The 12875-nt window shown below is 60.3% G+C and carries 9 protein-coding genes and 1 pseudogene; 6 read left to right on the top strand and 4 right to left on the bottom strand.

From position 1 onward, the window contains the following. The 4 genes and pseudogenes from B2W96_RS08290 to B2W96_RS08275 all read left to right on the top strand — a co-directional run. A pseudogene (locus B2W96_RS08290) lies at nucleotides 1-348 on the top strand (tryptophan--tRNA ligase); the annotation flags it as partial. A gap of 60 nt (nucleotides 349-408) precedes the next feature. Next, nucleotides 409-1686, top strand: a complete 1278-nt coding sequence (locus B2W96_RS08285; RefSeq protein ID WP_293009816.1) for an MraY family glycosyltransferase — start codon at nucleotides 409-411, stop codon at nucleotides 1684-1686. Beyond that, complete coding sequence (gene wecB / locus B2W96_RS08280; protein ID WP_293009815.1) at nucleotides 1686-2837, top strand: non-hydrolyzing UDP-N-acetylglucosamine 2-epimerase; 1152 nt, start codon at nucleotides 1686-1688, stop codon at nucleotides 2835-2837. The genes B2W96_RS08285 and wecB overlap by 1 nt, the downstream gene beginning before the upstream one ends. Before the next feature lie 26 nt (nucleotides 2838-2863). After that, nucleotides 2864-3619, top strand: a complete 756-nt coding sequence (locus B2W96_RS08275) for a hypothetical protein (RefSeq protein WP_293009814.1) — start codon at nucleotides 2864-2866, stop codon at nucleotides 3617-3619. A 36-nt stretch (nucleotides 3620-3655) separates the two neighbouring features. On the opposite strand, the gene B2W96_RS08270 is transcribed toward B2W96_RS08275, so the two are convergent. The 4 genes from B2W96_RS08270 to B2W96_RS08255 all read right to left on the bottom strand — a co-directional run bounded on the left by B2W96_RS08270 (nucleotide 3656) and on the right by B2W96_RS08255 (nucleotide 5739). Then, nucleotides 3656-4156, bottom strand: coding sequence for a hypothetical protein (locus B2W96_RS08270; protein WP_293009813.1), 501 nt, complete (start codon nucleotides 4154-4156; stop codon nucleotides 3656-3658). Nucleotides 4157-4169: 13 nt separating this feature from the next. Next, a complete protein-coding gene (locus B2W96_RS08265) occupies nucleotides 4170-4619 on the bottom strand; it encodes a hypothetical protein (protein WP_293009812.1) in 450 nt (149 codons plus the stop codon). Nucleotides 4620-4639: 20 nt separating this feature from the next. After that, nucleotides 4640-4897 carry a hypothetical protein gene (locus B2W96_RS08260; RefSeq protein WP_293009811.1) on the bottom strand — a complete coding sequence of 86 codons (258 nt, stop codon included), beginning with the start codon at nucleotides 4895-4897 and terminating at the stop codon, nucleotides 4640-4642. Between the two features lie 230 nt (nucleotides 4898-5127). Next, a complete protein-coding gene (locus tag B2W96_RS08255; RefSeq protein ID WP_293009810.1) occupies nucleotides 5128-5739 on the bottom strand; it encodes a DUF1643 domain-containing protein in 612 nt (203 codons plus the stop codon). Between the two features lie 224 nt (nucleotides 5740-5963). Between B2W96_RS08255 and B2W96_RS08250 the strand changes: the two genes are divergently transcribed. Both B2W96_RS08250 and addA read left to right on the top strand, forming a co-directional pair. Beyond that, complete coding sequence (locus B2W96_RS08250; RefSeq protein ID WP_293009809.1) at nucleotides 5964-9284, top strand: PD-(D/E)XK nuclease family protein; 3321 nt, start codon at nucleotides 5964-5966, stop codon at nucleotides 9282-9284. Continuing rightward, nucleotides 9277-12840, top strand: a complete 3564-nt coding sequence (gene addA / locus B2W96_RS08245) for a helicase-exonuclease AddAB subunit AddA (RefSeq protein WP_293009808.1) — start codon at nucleotides 9277-9279, stop codon at nucleotides 12838-12840. Before B2W96_RS08250 ends, addA begins: the two co-directional genes overlap by 8 nt. Nucleotides 12841-12875 lie beyond the last annotated feature (35 nt).

Here is a 12875-nt window from a genome sequence, read left to right as displayed (position 1 = left end):
CTGCGCAAGTTCAAAAAGGCGGTGACGGATTCCGAGGCCTGCGTGCGGTATGACCAGAAGGAAAAGCCGGGCGTGTCCAACCTGATGCAGATTTACTCCGTGTGCACCAATCGGGACTTTGACGCCATCGAGGCGGAATTTGCCGGGCACGGCTACGGGGACTTCAAGGCCGCCGTGGGTGAAGCGGTGGTGGAGCTGCTGCGCCCCATCCGGGAGGAGACGGAGCGTTTGCTGGCGGACAAAGCGGCCCTTCAGGCCATCTACCGCGACGGCGCGGAGCGGGCGTCCCGCGTGGCGGGGCGGACGCTGGGCAAGGTTTACAAAAAGGTCGGCTTTATCGACCGGTGATTACGGCGCGCGCCGCCATGATGGCTGAAAAAGCGCGCGGTGAAAGGAAACGTTGTCGCAATGCTAATCAATACAAACTTGCTGGCCGGGGTGTTTCTGGCTTTGGTGGTGGCGCTGGTGGTAAGCTTTCTGGCGTCTCCGGTGGTGAAGGCGTTCGCCTATAAGGTGGGCGCCATCGACGTGCCCAAGGATAACCGCCGGATGCACCATATCCCTATCCCCCGGCTGGGGGGGCTGGCTATTTTTCTGGGCTTTATCGTCAGCATTTTGCTGTTTGCTAAAATGACAAATCAGTTCCGCAGCATTTTGCTGGGAGCGGTGATCATCGTGGTGCTGGGCGTGGTGGATGATATCACGCCCCTGCCTGCCAAATTTAAGTTTATGATCCAAATTGGGGCGGCGCTGATTCCCACGCTGAACGGTGTGCAAATCCATGTACTGAGCAATCCCAACCTCTTTTCCCCCAATCCCTATTGGGACATGGGCATGCTGTCCATTCCTGTGACCGTGCTGTGGATTGTGGCCATTACCAACGCCGTGAACCTGATCGATGGGCTGGACGGACTGGCTATCGGCGTGTCTGCCATTTCCGCCACCACCGTGCTGGTGATTTCCCTGCTTGTGAGCGAGGTGCAGGTGGCTGTGGTTATGGCGGCGCTAGTGGGGGCGTGCGTGGGCTTTATGCCCTATAACCTCAACCCCGCCAAGATGTTTATGGGAGACACCGGGGCAACGTTTTTAGGGTATATTCTGGCCTGTATGTCCGTGGAGGGGCTGTTTAAGTCCTGGGCCATTATTTCCTTCGCGGTGCCGTTTCTGATTCTGGGCCTGCCGATTTTCGACACGGCCTTTGCCATCCTCCGCCGCCTTGCCCACGGGCAAAGCCCCATGCAGGCGGACCGGAGCCACATTCACCACCGCCTGATCGACATGGGATTGAACCAGAAGCAGGCGGTTGCCACTCTGTACGTGATTTCCGCGATTCTGGGCCTCAGCGCCGTGGTGCTTACCACCAGCGGGGAGCTGCGGGCCATGATGTTCTTCGTGTCGCTGTGCGTGGTGGCTGTGGTGGCCGCCAGAGTGATTTTCCCCAAGGAGGTCCGGGAGGAGCTTCACGAGGAGATGGAGGAGCTGAGGGACCACGGACACCGCGCCGAAAAGCAGGAGAACGCGGTAGATGCCGCTCCTCCCGCCGGGGAGGAATCGGAACAGGAAAATCTCCCCGGTCCCCGCGACGGGAAGTTGGAAGCTTCGCAGGAGGAGACAGCCTCGGCCTTGGCAGACGCCGAGCCGAAGGCGCAAGAGCCGGACGGCTGGGAAGGAGAGGAGGATCAGTAATGGAGAAAATTCGCGTCATGAGCGTCTTCGGCACCCGGCCGGAGGCCATTAAAATGGCGCCGCTCGTCAAGGAGCTTGCTGCCCGTGAGGGTATCGAGAGCCTTTGCTGCGTCACCGCTCAGCACCGTCAGATGCTGGACTCCGTGCTGGAGGTTTTTGACCTGAAGCCGGACTGGGATTTGGACATTATGACCCCACGACAGACGCTTTCCACCATCACCAGCAAGTGCCTTCTGGGGATGGATGAGGCCATTGATGCGCTGAAACCAAATTTAATTCTGGTGCATGGAGATACCTCCACTACCTTTGCGGGGGCGCTGTCGGCGTTTTACCATCAGGTGAAGGTAGGTCATGTGGAGGCAGGTTTACGAACCTATGACAAGTATTCTCCCTTTCCAGAGGAAATGAACCGGGTAATGACCTCCCGGCTGGCGGACCTTCATTTTTGTCCAACGGCGGGCAACCGGGACAACCTGCGCCGGGAGAGTGTGCGGGGGAATTTGTTTATTACTGGCAACACGGTGATTGACGCGCTGCGTACCACCGTCCGTCCCGGCTTTCATTTTTCCACAGAGGGGCTGAACCGCCTTCCCTACGGGGAGAAAAAGGTGTGTCTTGTCACTTGCCACCGCAGGGAGAACTACGGTGAGCCTATGAAAAATATTATGATTGCCCTGCGCCGGATTGCGGAAGAAAACAAGGATGTGGAGCTGGTGTATCCCGTTCATCTCAGCCCCGTGGTGCGGGAGAGCGTGGACCAATATCTCCGGGGCGCACCCCGGATCCACCTGATCGACCCGCTGCCTGCCGACGAAATGCACAACCTGATGGCCCTGTGCTATCTGGTGCTGACCGACTCGGGAGGACTTCAGGAGGAGGCCCCCGCTCTTGGCAAGCCCGTGCTTGTTTTGCGGCGGGAGACGGAGCGGCCAGAAGCCGTGGCCGCCGGGACGGTGAAGCTTGCCGGGGTGGCGCAGGACGATATTGTGACGATGGCCACCCGTCTGCTGCGGGACCGGGAAGCCTATGACAAAATGGCCCGTGCGGTGAATCCCTATGGCGACGGACGTGCCTGCGGGCGCATTGCGGACGCGGTGGAGTGGCATTTTGGCCTGCGCCGCGACCCGCCGGAGGACTATTCCGGCGTCTGAGCCGGATGCGCGGAGAGGGGGGCCTCATGAGAAACAGCAAGGTTGGAAAATTTACCGTTGCCGGATTTGTCATCCTGATTTTGCTGGTGGTGGCAATTCTTTTGAGCAATGGGCTGCGCCGTTCCTCCCGCATTGTGCTGCCGGATACCGTTTTGCCCACGGGGGATTCTTCGGCCTCGGGCGGCGGAGAGGACGGGGGCATTGCGCTGATTGCCGTGGCACCGGGGACTGTGCAATCCGCGATTGAGTCGCTTGAGCGCCCCACCGCCTACCGGCGGAGCATTGCCGAGGAGCGGTTTTGGACCGGCGGAAGCGGCACGACACAAGTGCTTGTATCCGTCAGCGGCGACTGGACCAGAACGGACTTCGCGCCAAAGGGACAGCAAATCCGACACTCTCTCACTGACGGAACCACTACGTATATCTGGTACGGCAGCCAAGCCGAGGTTTATCAATGTCCCGCCGGGGAGATCACCGCCGATCAGGAGCAGGGCGTCCCCACCTATGAGGATGTGCTTGCCCTGCCGGTAAATCAGATTGAAAAGGCGGACTACCGATCTCTTTCCGGGGTCAACTGTATCTATGTGGAAACGGGAGAGGACGAAAACGGCTTTGTCCTGCGGTACTGGATCAGTGTGGATACAGGGCTTCTGGCGGCGGCAGAGTGGTTGAAATACGGCCAGACAATCTATCGTATGGGCTCTCTCACGCTGGATGCGGCTGGACCCGTCACGCAGGATTTCACCCTTCCCGACGGAACGGTGCTGACGGTAATTGAATAGGAAAAAGCGGCTTTCCCACTGGGGGAAAGCCGCTTTTTAAAGGATCAGCAGAAGACCCAGAGCGATTAACAGCTCCTCGTCCGCTTCTTCCCGGAACAGGAAAAAGATCATCAGAAGGAGAATCAGATCACCGGAATCCACGTTGTCCAAATGTAGTTTATCCAGCAACCGCCGCAGCGTGGCGGAGAAGCCTTCGCCGTGAAGGGGAGGGGGCGGTGGGCCGAAAAATGGGTCCTTGGGAGGCGGAAACGGCCCTGCTCCCCCGCCGCCGGGAGAGGGGGGAGGCCCTCCGGGACCGGATTCAAAGCCTCCGCCGGATGGAGGGGGCCCTCCGGAACCGGGTCCAAAGCCGCCGCTGGGCGGGGGAGGGGGTCCGCCAGGACCGGGTCCGAAGCCTCCGCCGGACGGAGGGGGTCCACCCGGCCCAGCTCCAAAGCCTCCGCCGGACGGAGGAGGTCCGCCGGGGCCGGACCGGGCGTCCTCTTCGGGAATGCGGGAATAGGAGCCGTCGTCGTTGCGGATATAGCGGTTATACATCCCTCATCCTCCCTTACGTCTCCCAGTTTGCAATGAATTTTTTCCCGATGTGGACAATGCGCGCCAGTTGGAGCGCCCGTTCGATTTTTGTTTGCCGTTCGACCTTTAAGTAGGGGCGCAGAGCATACAGCAGCGCACGGCTGTTGTTGTTTTGGTGACTGCCCAATTCTCCAATCAGGGGCATCAGGCGGGCAATGGTGCTCGGGTCGATGCTGCCCAGCAAGGAGCTCAGGGGATTTTCCCCGGGGGCAGGTCCCGGCGGGGGAGGATAATTCCCCGGCGGGGGGGCCTGATAGCCCTGCCCCGGCGGAGAATACGGGGGATAGCCGCCCTGCGCCTGCCCCGGCGGAGGGGCCGGGGCAGAGCCGTTCCCCCCGCCAATGGACTGCGCAAGCTGCATAATCTGCGCCATGCTGTTGGGGTCTGACAGTATCGCGTTCAGTTTATCCTCAAATTCCGCCATTCCGTCCGCCCCTTTTCGGTTTATTTTTGGGTTGCCTGATTGATGCGCTCTACCAATGCAGCCCCTTCGGGGCTTTGCATTAGCTGGTTAATCATCTGCGTAATCCGGGTGGAGTCGCCCCGCATGGCGCTCATTGCCGCTTGCTGTATGGCAGCGCCTCCGTTTGCTTGGGACATCATTTCTACCAGCCTGCGTCCGTCCTGCGAGGTAAGCAGGCGCTGAACCGTGGCCGGGTCCTGATTGAGCTGGTTAATGGTCTGTCTGGTCTTGTCGTCCATGATAGCCTCCTGTCGGTGGTTGAACAATCGTTGTCAAGGCAGTATATGAACGAATTAGAAAAAAAGTGCGCCTTATCGGAAAATTCCCGCCCGGACAAGCTTAATTGCAAGCTGTGCCCCGCTCGCTTCCGGCTTTGCAGAAAGCGCACAGCGCTCCGTTACAACTAAGCCTCCGCGGAAATCAACGATTTCCGCGGAGGCTTAGTTGGGATGAGGGACCGGATGATTTCTTACCGTCTGCCCAAATACGCGTCAATCTCAAAGTCCAACAGGGCCGTGTCCTGCCGGAGATACAGCGGATGGTGGGGATGCCCGGATTTCAGGAGAGGGCCTGCGGAAAACCAGTTAGCCCCGGCGGAGCGGCCCTCCTCGGCAAAGTCCCGCAGGCAGTCCATCAGATAGGGCCGCTTTTCAATGATATTGCCCCACGCGGCCCAGACGGCAGGCTGGGGAGACAGGGACAGGAGATATGCAAAGGCCCTGCGGTTTTCTCCGTGGAGATAGGCGTTACAGGAGCGCTCCATGTCGTTGGGCCGGGTGGCCCGCTGGGCGTAGACATTGAACATGAGGAAGCTGTCGTACCCGTTGTTCAGGGCAATGCGCCGGGCGGAACTGACGGTGGGGTCCAGCTTGTCCGGCACAGCGGTGGAGGGGTTAATCCCTAAGCAAATTAGGGGCTTTTCCCCCCGCGTGCCCAGAATGTAACGGTATTCGGAATAAACGTTGGGAACGTACAGCCACTTGTCGGCGTCATAAGCCGGGTTGGGGCGCAGCGCGGCTTCCAGCGCTGCGTCAAAGGAAAGGACCTCAATTTCTCCGGTGGTGGAACTGGGAATATGCATGGGCACAGCTCCTTTTCGACAATTTTCTTCAGTGTAGCAGGCCCGGGGCAAAAATGCAAATCCGCTGTTCAATCGTGTCGAACTGTGATATCATGTCAAGGTAACGGGGATAAACAATTTTGACCGCAGGAGCGTGACGCGCATGCGGTATTTGAGTCTTTGAAAAGGCGCCGGAGGTGCTTTTGCAGGGGATACGGCCCAATACGGGGAAAGGGAAGAAAGCCATGCTGAAAATTCTCATGGGACGGGCAAGAAGCGGAAAATCCCGTCGGATTTTAAAGGAGATTGCGGAAAAGGGCGATTCCTCCCGCCAGATTCTGCTGGTGCCGGAGCATGCCTCCCATCAGGCGGAGGTGGATTTGTGCCGCGTCTGCGGCGACACCGCCAGCCGCCACGCAGAGGTTTTGAGCTTTCGCCGCCTTGCCACCCGTGTACTTGCCATTACCGGCGGCGCGGCGGACGTGAGCATCGACGCGGGGGGAAAGCTGTTGCTGCTGCAAAGGTCCCTGACGGAGCTGGCCCCGGTGCTGAAGGTCTACCGCCGTCCCAGCCAGCGGGCCGGGTTTCTGGAACAGCTCTTGGGGCTGTTGGACGAGTTGACCAGCTACGCCGTCTCGCCCATGACTCTGGCCGCGCAGGCGGAGGACATTCCCGGCGCCATGGGGGACAAGCTGCGGGACCTTGCGCTGATTTACGCCGATTATGAGGCGCACCTTCACCGCACGGAAAAGGACGGCAGGGACCGTATCGTAAAGCTGCGGGATCACTTGGAGGAGTCCGGATATGCCGATGGAACGGATGTGTATCTGGATGGCTTTTCCTACTTTAACGGACTGGAAGTAGAAATTCTGTCCGTATTTTTGCGCCGCGCCGCCAGCGTGACGGTGACGCTTTTGGGGGACGAGCACGACCCGGGGGAGATTTTCGAGGTATCCGTGCGCACCCGGGACCGACTGCGCCGATTGGCGGAGGCATCGGGAGTGCCCTTTGAAATTCAGTTCGTTGCGTCCTATGACGACTCGTCCATGGGTCTTGTGGAGCGGTCATTTTTCGGCGGAGACGAGACTTGGGATGGGGAAACCCTCGCTGTGCGGCTCCGGGAGGCGGACTCCGCCTTCACAGAAGTGGAGCAGACTGCCGCCGATATTCTGCGGCTGGTGAAAACGGGCAAATGCCGCTTTCGAGACATCACCGTGGCGGCGCGAAACATGAAGGATTACGCGTCCGTTATCGAAAACGTCTTTGAGCGGTACGGCGTTCCAGTGTACCTCAGCCGCCGAAGCGATATTCTGGAAAAGCCGGTGCTGTCTCTTTTGACCGGCGCTTTGGAGGCCGTCACCGGCGGATGCGAATATGAGGATATGTTTCACTATCTGAAAACCGGTCTGGCGGGGCTTTCGCCCGAAGAGTGTGATCGGCTGGAAAACTACGCCCTCACTTGGGAAATCCATGGCTCCCTCTGGCTGAGGGAGGCCGACTGGTCCGCCAATCCCGGCGGCTACGGCGCACCGTGGACCGACGCGTGGCAGGCCGAGCTTGGAGAGCTGAATGAACTGCGCCGCCGGGTGCGCGGACCGCTAAAGCTGCTGTCGGACGGGATGAAATCTGCGCAAACAGCGGGGGATCAGGTGAATGCGCTTTACAGCTTCATGGAAACCCTGCACCTCCAATCCGCTCTGGAAGAGCAGCTTCGCGCTCTTGGAAATCAGGGAGAATTACAGACGGCGGAGGAAACGGGCCAGCTCTGGGGGATTCTCTGCGGGGTGCTGGACCAGTTCGTGGAGATTCTGGGGGAGCAGACCATGGACGCGGAGACGTTTACCCGCCTGTTCCGGCTGCTTTTGACTCAATACAGCGTGGGAACCATTCCGCCCGCGCTGGATCAGGTGTCTGCCAGTGAGATCACCCGAAACGACCGCCACGCAGCGAAGTACCTCTTTTTGCTGGGTGCCAACGACCATGTGCTGCCCGCCGTGGCCCAGCGGGGCGGCGTGCTGAACGACGAGGATCGGGAGGAGCTTGCCGCCCGCGGGATTCGTCTGGCCCCCACCGGAATGGAGCAGTTCAACGTGGAGCTGCAAAACCTCTATGCGGCCCTTGCCCAGCCCACGGATGGGCTGACCGTCAGCTATCCCGTTTCCGATGTCAACGGAGCGCAGCTTCGACCCTCCTTCGTGGTGGAGCGGCTGGGAAAGCTGTTCCCGGAGAACCGGGTGGAACGGGAGAGCGGAAAAAGAGAATACCGTCTGGCGGCCATTGCCCCGGCGCTGGAAGCCGCGGGAGCAAATCCGGGAGGACCGGTGTGGCGCTGGTTTGTGGAAAGGCCGGAGTGGACGGCCCGGCTTCAAGCGATGGAGCGGGCCGCCGCCATGGGCCGGGGGCGGCTGAGTCTGCCCGCCGTCCGGGCGCTGTACGGCCAGCAATTCAGTATGTCCGCCTCTCGGCTGGAACGGCTGCGCCAGTGCCATTTTGCTTATTTCATGCAGTATGGGCTAAAGGCCCGCCAACGGAGGACGGCCTCCTTTGATGCGCCGCAAATCGGCACGTTTTTGCATTTTATTTTGGAAAACGTCACGGAAGAAGTGGCGAAACAGGGCGGATTTACAACTGTTTCCCAGGAAATGCTTCTTAAGCTTACCGACCGTTTTATGGACGAATACGTACAGAAGGAGCTGCCCAATCTCCAAGATCGAACGGCCCGGTTCCGCTATCTCTTCTCCCGGCTGCGGACCACGGCCTATGCCGTGGTAGAGGAAACGGCACGGGAGCTGGCGCAGTCGGACTTCGTGCCGGTGGAATTTGAGCTGTCCTTCGGGGACAAGGGGACGCTGCCCGCCGTCACCGTATCGGAGCCGGACGGGGAGCTGCGGGTAAACGGGAAGGTGGACCGGATCGACGGCTGGCTGAAGGACGGGAAGCTCTACCTCCGGGTGGTGGATTACAAAACAGGGAAGAAGACCTTCGATCTGGCGGAGGTCCGCATGGGACTGGACATCCAGATGCTGCTGTACCTGTTCACTCTGAAAAATCAGGGCAGTGCCTATTTTGGGCAGGAGGTGGTTCCCGCCGGGGTGCTGTATCTCCCGGCCCGGGATGAGATTTTGGCCCAGGAGCGGAACGTGACCCCGGAGAGATTGGCGCAGGAGAGGGCGAAGGCATTGCGCCGCAGCGGCCTTTTGCTGAACGAGCCGGAGGTTTTGCAGGCCATGGAGCACGATGCTTTGACGGAGCCGAAGTATCTTCCTTTGCGGGTAGATCGGGAGGGAAACCTCTCCGGCGGGATTGCCACCGCCGCCCAGCTTGGGCGGCTTGGCAGTTACGTGGAGCGGCTGCTCCACGACATTGCCGCCGAGGTGCGGGACGGCGTGATCGACGCGGACCCCTGTTGCCACGATGAGAATGACAGTGTGTGCCGGTTTTGCGACTGGGCCGGGGCCTGCCACTTTGAGGACGGCCGGGGCGGCGACCGCCTGCGGTACATCCGAAAGGTGACGGCGGCGGAATTCTGGCAGGAGCTGGACGGAGAGGAGGACGGACGTGGCTAAAATTCAACTGACCCCCGCCCAGCGCGCGGCGGCGGAAAACCGGGGCGGAAGCCTGCTGGTGTCGGCGGCGGCCGGGTCCGGCAAGACAAAGGTGCTGGTAGAGCGCCTGTTTCTCTACATTCTGGAGGACGGTTGCAACATCGACGACTTCCTCATCATCACCTATACCAAGGCGGCGGCGGCGGAGCTGCGGGGGAAAATTGCGTCGGAGCTTGGAAAGCTTTTGGGAGAGCATCCCGGCAACGCCCATCTTCGCCGCCAGCTCATGCGGGTATATCAGGCGGACGTGAAAACCGTGGACGCATTCTGCACGGCGCTGCTGCGGGAAAACGCCCACCTGCTGGCAAAAGAGGGAGAGCGGCACTGCCTGACGCCGGACTTTCGGGTGCTGGACGAGGGGGAGGCGGAGCTGCTGCGCCGCCGGGTGCTGGATCGCACGCTGGAGGATTTCTATAAAACGCTGGACGACACTCCCGGCGGCGCGCTGCTGGCGGATACGCTGGGTGCAGGTCGGGACGACGGCGCGCTGGCGGAACTGGTGCTGGAGCTTCACGGAAAGCTTCAGAGCCACGCCTATCCGGAGCGGTGGCTGGAAGAAAACCGGGCATCTTGGTTGAATCTGTCCGGAACCTTCGATGAAACGCCTTACGCCAAGGAGCTGTTGGAAGGAGCCGCCCGCAGAGCGTCGTCTTGGGCGGAAATATTTCGCTCCGCTGTCCGAAGCGTGGAAAGCGATACGGCTTTACATACGGGATACGGTGAGAAGTTCCTGACTGCCGCCGCTTCGCTGGACGCGCTGGGGGAAGCGGCGAAGAAAAGCTGGGACGAAGCGGGAATGATGGCGGAGGCGGTGGACTTTCCCCGTCTGGCCACGCCCAAAGGCCGCAAGGACGACCCCGAGGTTCTGCGGCTGAAATCCCTGTGGGATGGATGCAAGGCCGATGTAAAAAAGCTGCGGTCCGAGTTGAACGTCACCGATCAGGAGGCCATGGAGGATTTGATCGCTGTGGCTCCCGCCATGGCCGCGCTGTTGGAGCTGACGGGGGAATTCTCCCGGCGCTATCGGCGGGAAAAACTGCGGCTGAATCAGGCGGATTTTTCAGATCAGGAGCATCTGGCGCTGGAGCTTTTAACGGGGGAGGACGGAACACCCACGGAGCTGGGAGAGCAGATTTCCGCCCGCTATATGGAGATTTTGGTGGACGAGTATCAGGACACCAACGAGGTACAGAACCATATCTTTCAGGCCGTGTCCCACGGGGGACGGAATCTTTTTACAGTGGGGGACGTGAAGCAGTCCATCTACCGTTTCCGGCTGGCAGACCCCACCATTTTTCTGCGGAAATACGCCGCCTTCAAGCACCATACCGACGCGCAGGAAGGGGAGGAACGGAAAATTCTTCTGTCTCAGAACTTCCGCTCCCGCCGGGAAATTCTGGATGCGGCCAACTTTATCTTTGAAAACATCATGTCCCCGGAGCTGGGGGAGATGGAATACAGTGCGGACGAAAAGCTGTATTTTGGCGCGGAATATTACCCGGAGCGGGGCGACTGCGCCCCGGAATACCACTTGATTTGTGCCCACCAGCGGTCGGCAGAGCTGGAGCGCCCGGTAAAAAAGGGCATGGCGGAGGCCCGCCTTGCGGCGAAGCGGATTCGAGAGCTGTTGGACGAAGAGTACCCCGTCACCGGTGAGGATGGCGTTTTGCGGCCCTGCCGGGCAGAGGACATCGTGATTCTGATGCGTTCGCCGGGGAGCCGGGGGCTGGCGTTTTCGGCCGCGCTGGCGGAGCGGGGCGTGCCCGGTTCCTTTCAGGAGCAGGGGGACTATTTCTCCTCCATGGAGGTAGCTACCGCGTTGAGCCTTCTTCAGGTCATCGACAATCCCCGGCAGGACGTGCCGCTGATTGCCGTGCTGCGTTCGCCGCTGTTCGGGTTTACGCCGGACCGGTTGGCCCGTGTGCGGGCAGGCACGGCGGACGGGGACTATTACGACGCGGTGTGCCGGGACGGGGGAGAGGACTGCTGTTCCTTTCTTGAGACGCTGGACAGCCTGCGTCTGCTGGCCCGGGACATGAGCGTGGAGCGTCTGCTGTGGCGGATTTACAACGAGCTGAACGCGCTGGGCGTGTTCGGCGCCATGGACCGGGGCGAGGAGCGGAAGGAAAACCTGATTGCGCTGACGGAGCACGCGGAGAATTTCGAGGCCAACGGCTGCCGGGGCCTGTTCCTGTTTTTGCAGCAGCTTCAAAAGCTCATCGACAGCGACCGTGCCCCCGCAACCCGAGGAAAATCCGACGCGGGGGGCGTGCGGCTGATGAGCGTCCACAAATCCAAGGGGCTGGAATTTCCCATCGTGCTGCTGTGCGATTTGGACCGGGCTTTTTCCCGGATGGATTTTAATACCCCGGTGCTGGTGCATCCCGCGCTTGGCCTTGGCCCCCGGCGGGTGGATTTGGACCGCCGCATTTACTATCCCACCATGGCCCGCCGGGCCTTGGAGGGAAAACTTCGGCGGGAGAATCAGTCGGAGGAGCAGCGCATTTTGTACGTGGCTATGACCCGGCCCAAGGAAAAACTGATTTTGCTCCACAGCCTTTATCACGCGGAAAGTAAGCTGAAGCAATTGGCCAGCCTTGCCGCCTGCCCCGTTCCGCCGGAGACGGCGGCGGGTTGCCGAAGCTATGGTGAGTGGCTGCTGCTGCCGCTGCTGTGCCGCCCGGAGGCAAAGCCTCTGCGAGATATTGCGGGCGTGGAACCGGAAAACTATTATGCCGGAGACGAAAATGCATGGCAAGTGTTTATCCATGACAGCGAAGGTTTTCAGGAGGTTTTAACGACTAAGTCGGAGAGCGAAAAGGACAGGGCGCAGCATGAGGCGGATTTGAGCCTTCTGGAGCTGACCTATCCTTACGAGGCCGCCACCCGCTTTCCCGCCAAGCGTACGGCCACCCAGCTTAAAGGCCGGGAGAAGGACGAGGAAGCGTTGGAAAACGCACCCCGCCCAACTGTGCTGCGGCCATTGGACCAACCCCGGTTTCGGCAGTCCGGCGGAGGGCTTACTCCCACGGAGCGGGGCACGGCGGCTCATCTGGCCCTTCAATATCTGGACTTTTTCAACCCGGACGCAGCAGGGCAGGTGGCAACTTTTGCGCAAAAGCGCCTTTTGACGCGGGAGCAGGCGGACAGTGTGGACATTGCACAGCTAAAAGCATTGCTTTCCTCTCCGTTGGGGGAGGAGATTCGCCGGGGAAAAAATGTTTTGCGGGAGTATCCCTTTACCGTTCTGATTCCGGCCACGGAACTGGACGGAGACGCGGGGGATGATCAGGTGCTTCTTCAGGGCGTGGTGGACTGCTGCTTCGAAACGGAAGAGGGACTCAACGTGGTGGACTTCAAAACAGACCGGGTGTTCGGGGAAGAGGTCACCCGTCGTGCGGAGCATTACCGTCCGCAGCTTGCGGCGTACGGTGCGGCGCTGGAGCGGGTTTTGGAGAAAAAGGTGGTTCGTAAGGCGCTCTATTTTCTGGCCTCCGGTGAAACGGTGAGTCTGTGACGCAAACCGGCAAAAACCACTGGAAAATTTGACCG

Source organism: Oscillibacter sp. UBA6647 (genome assembly GCA_002455655.1).
Classification (GTDB): domain Bacteria; phylum Bacillota; class Clostridia; order Oscillospirales; family Oscillospiraceae; genus Oscillibacter.
This window is presented reverse-complemented; position numbering and strand designations above follow the sequence as displayed.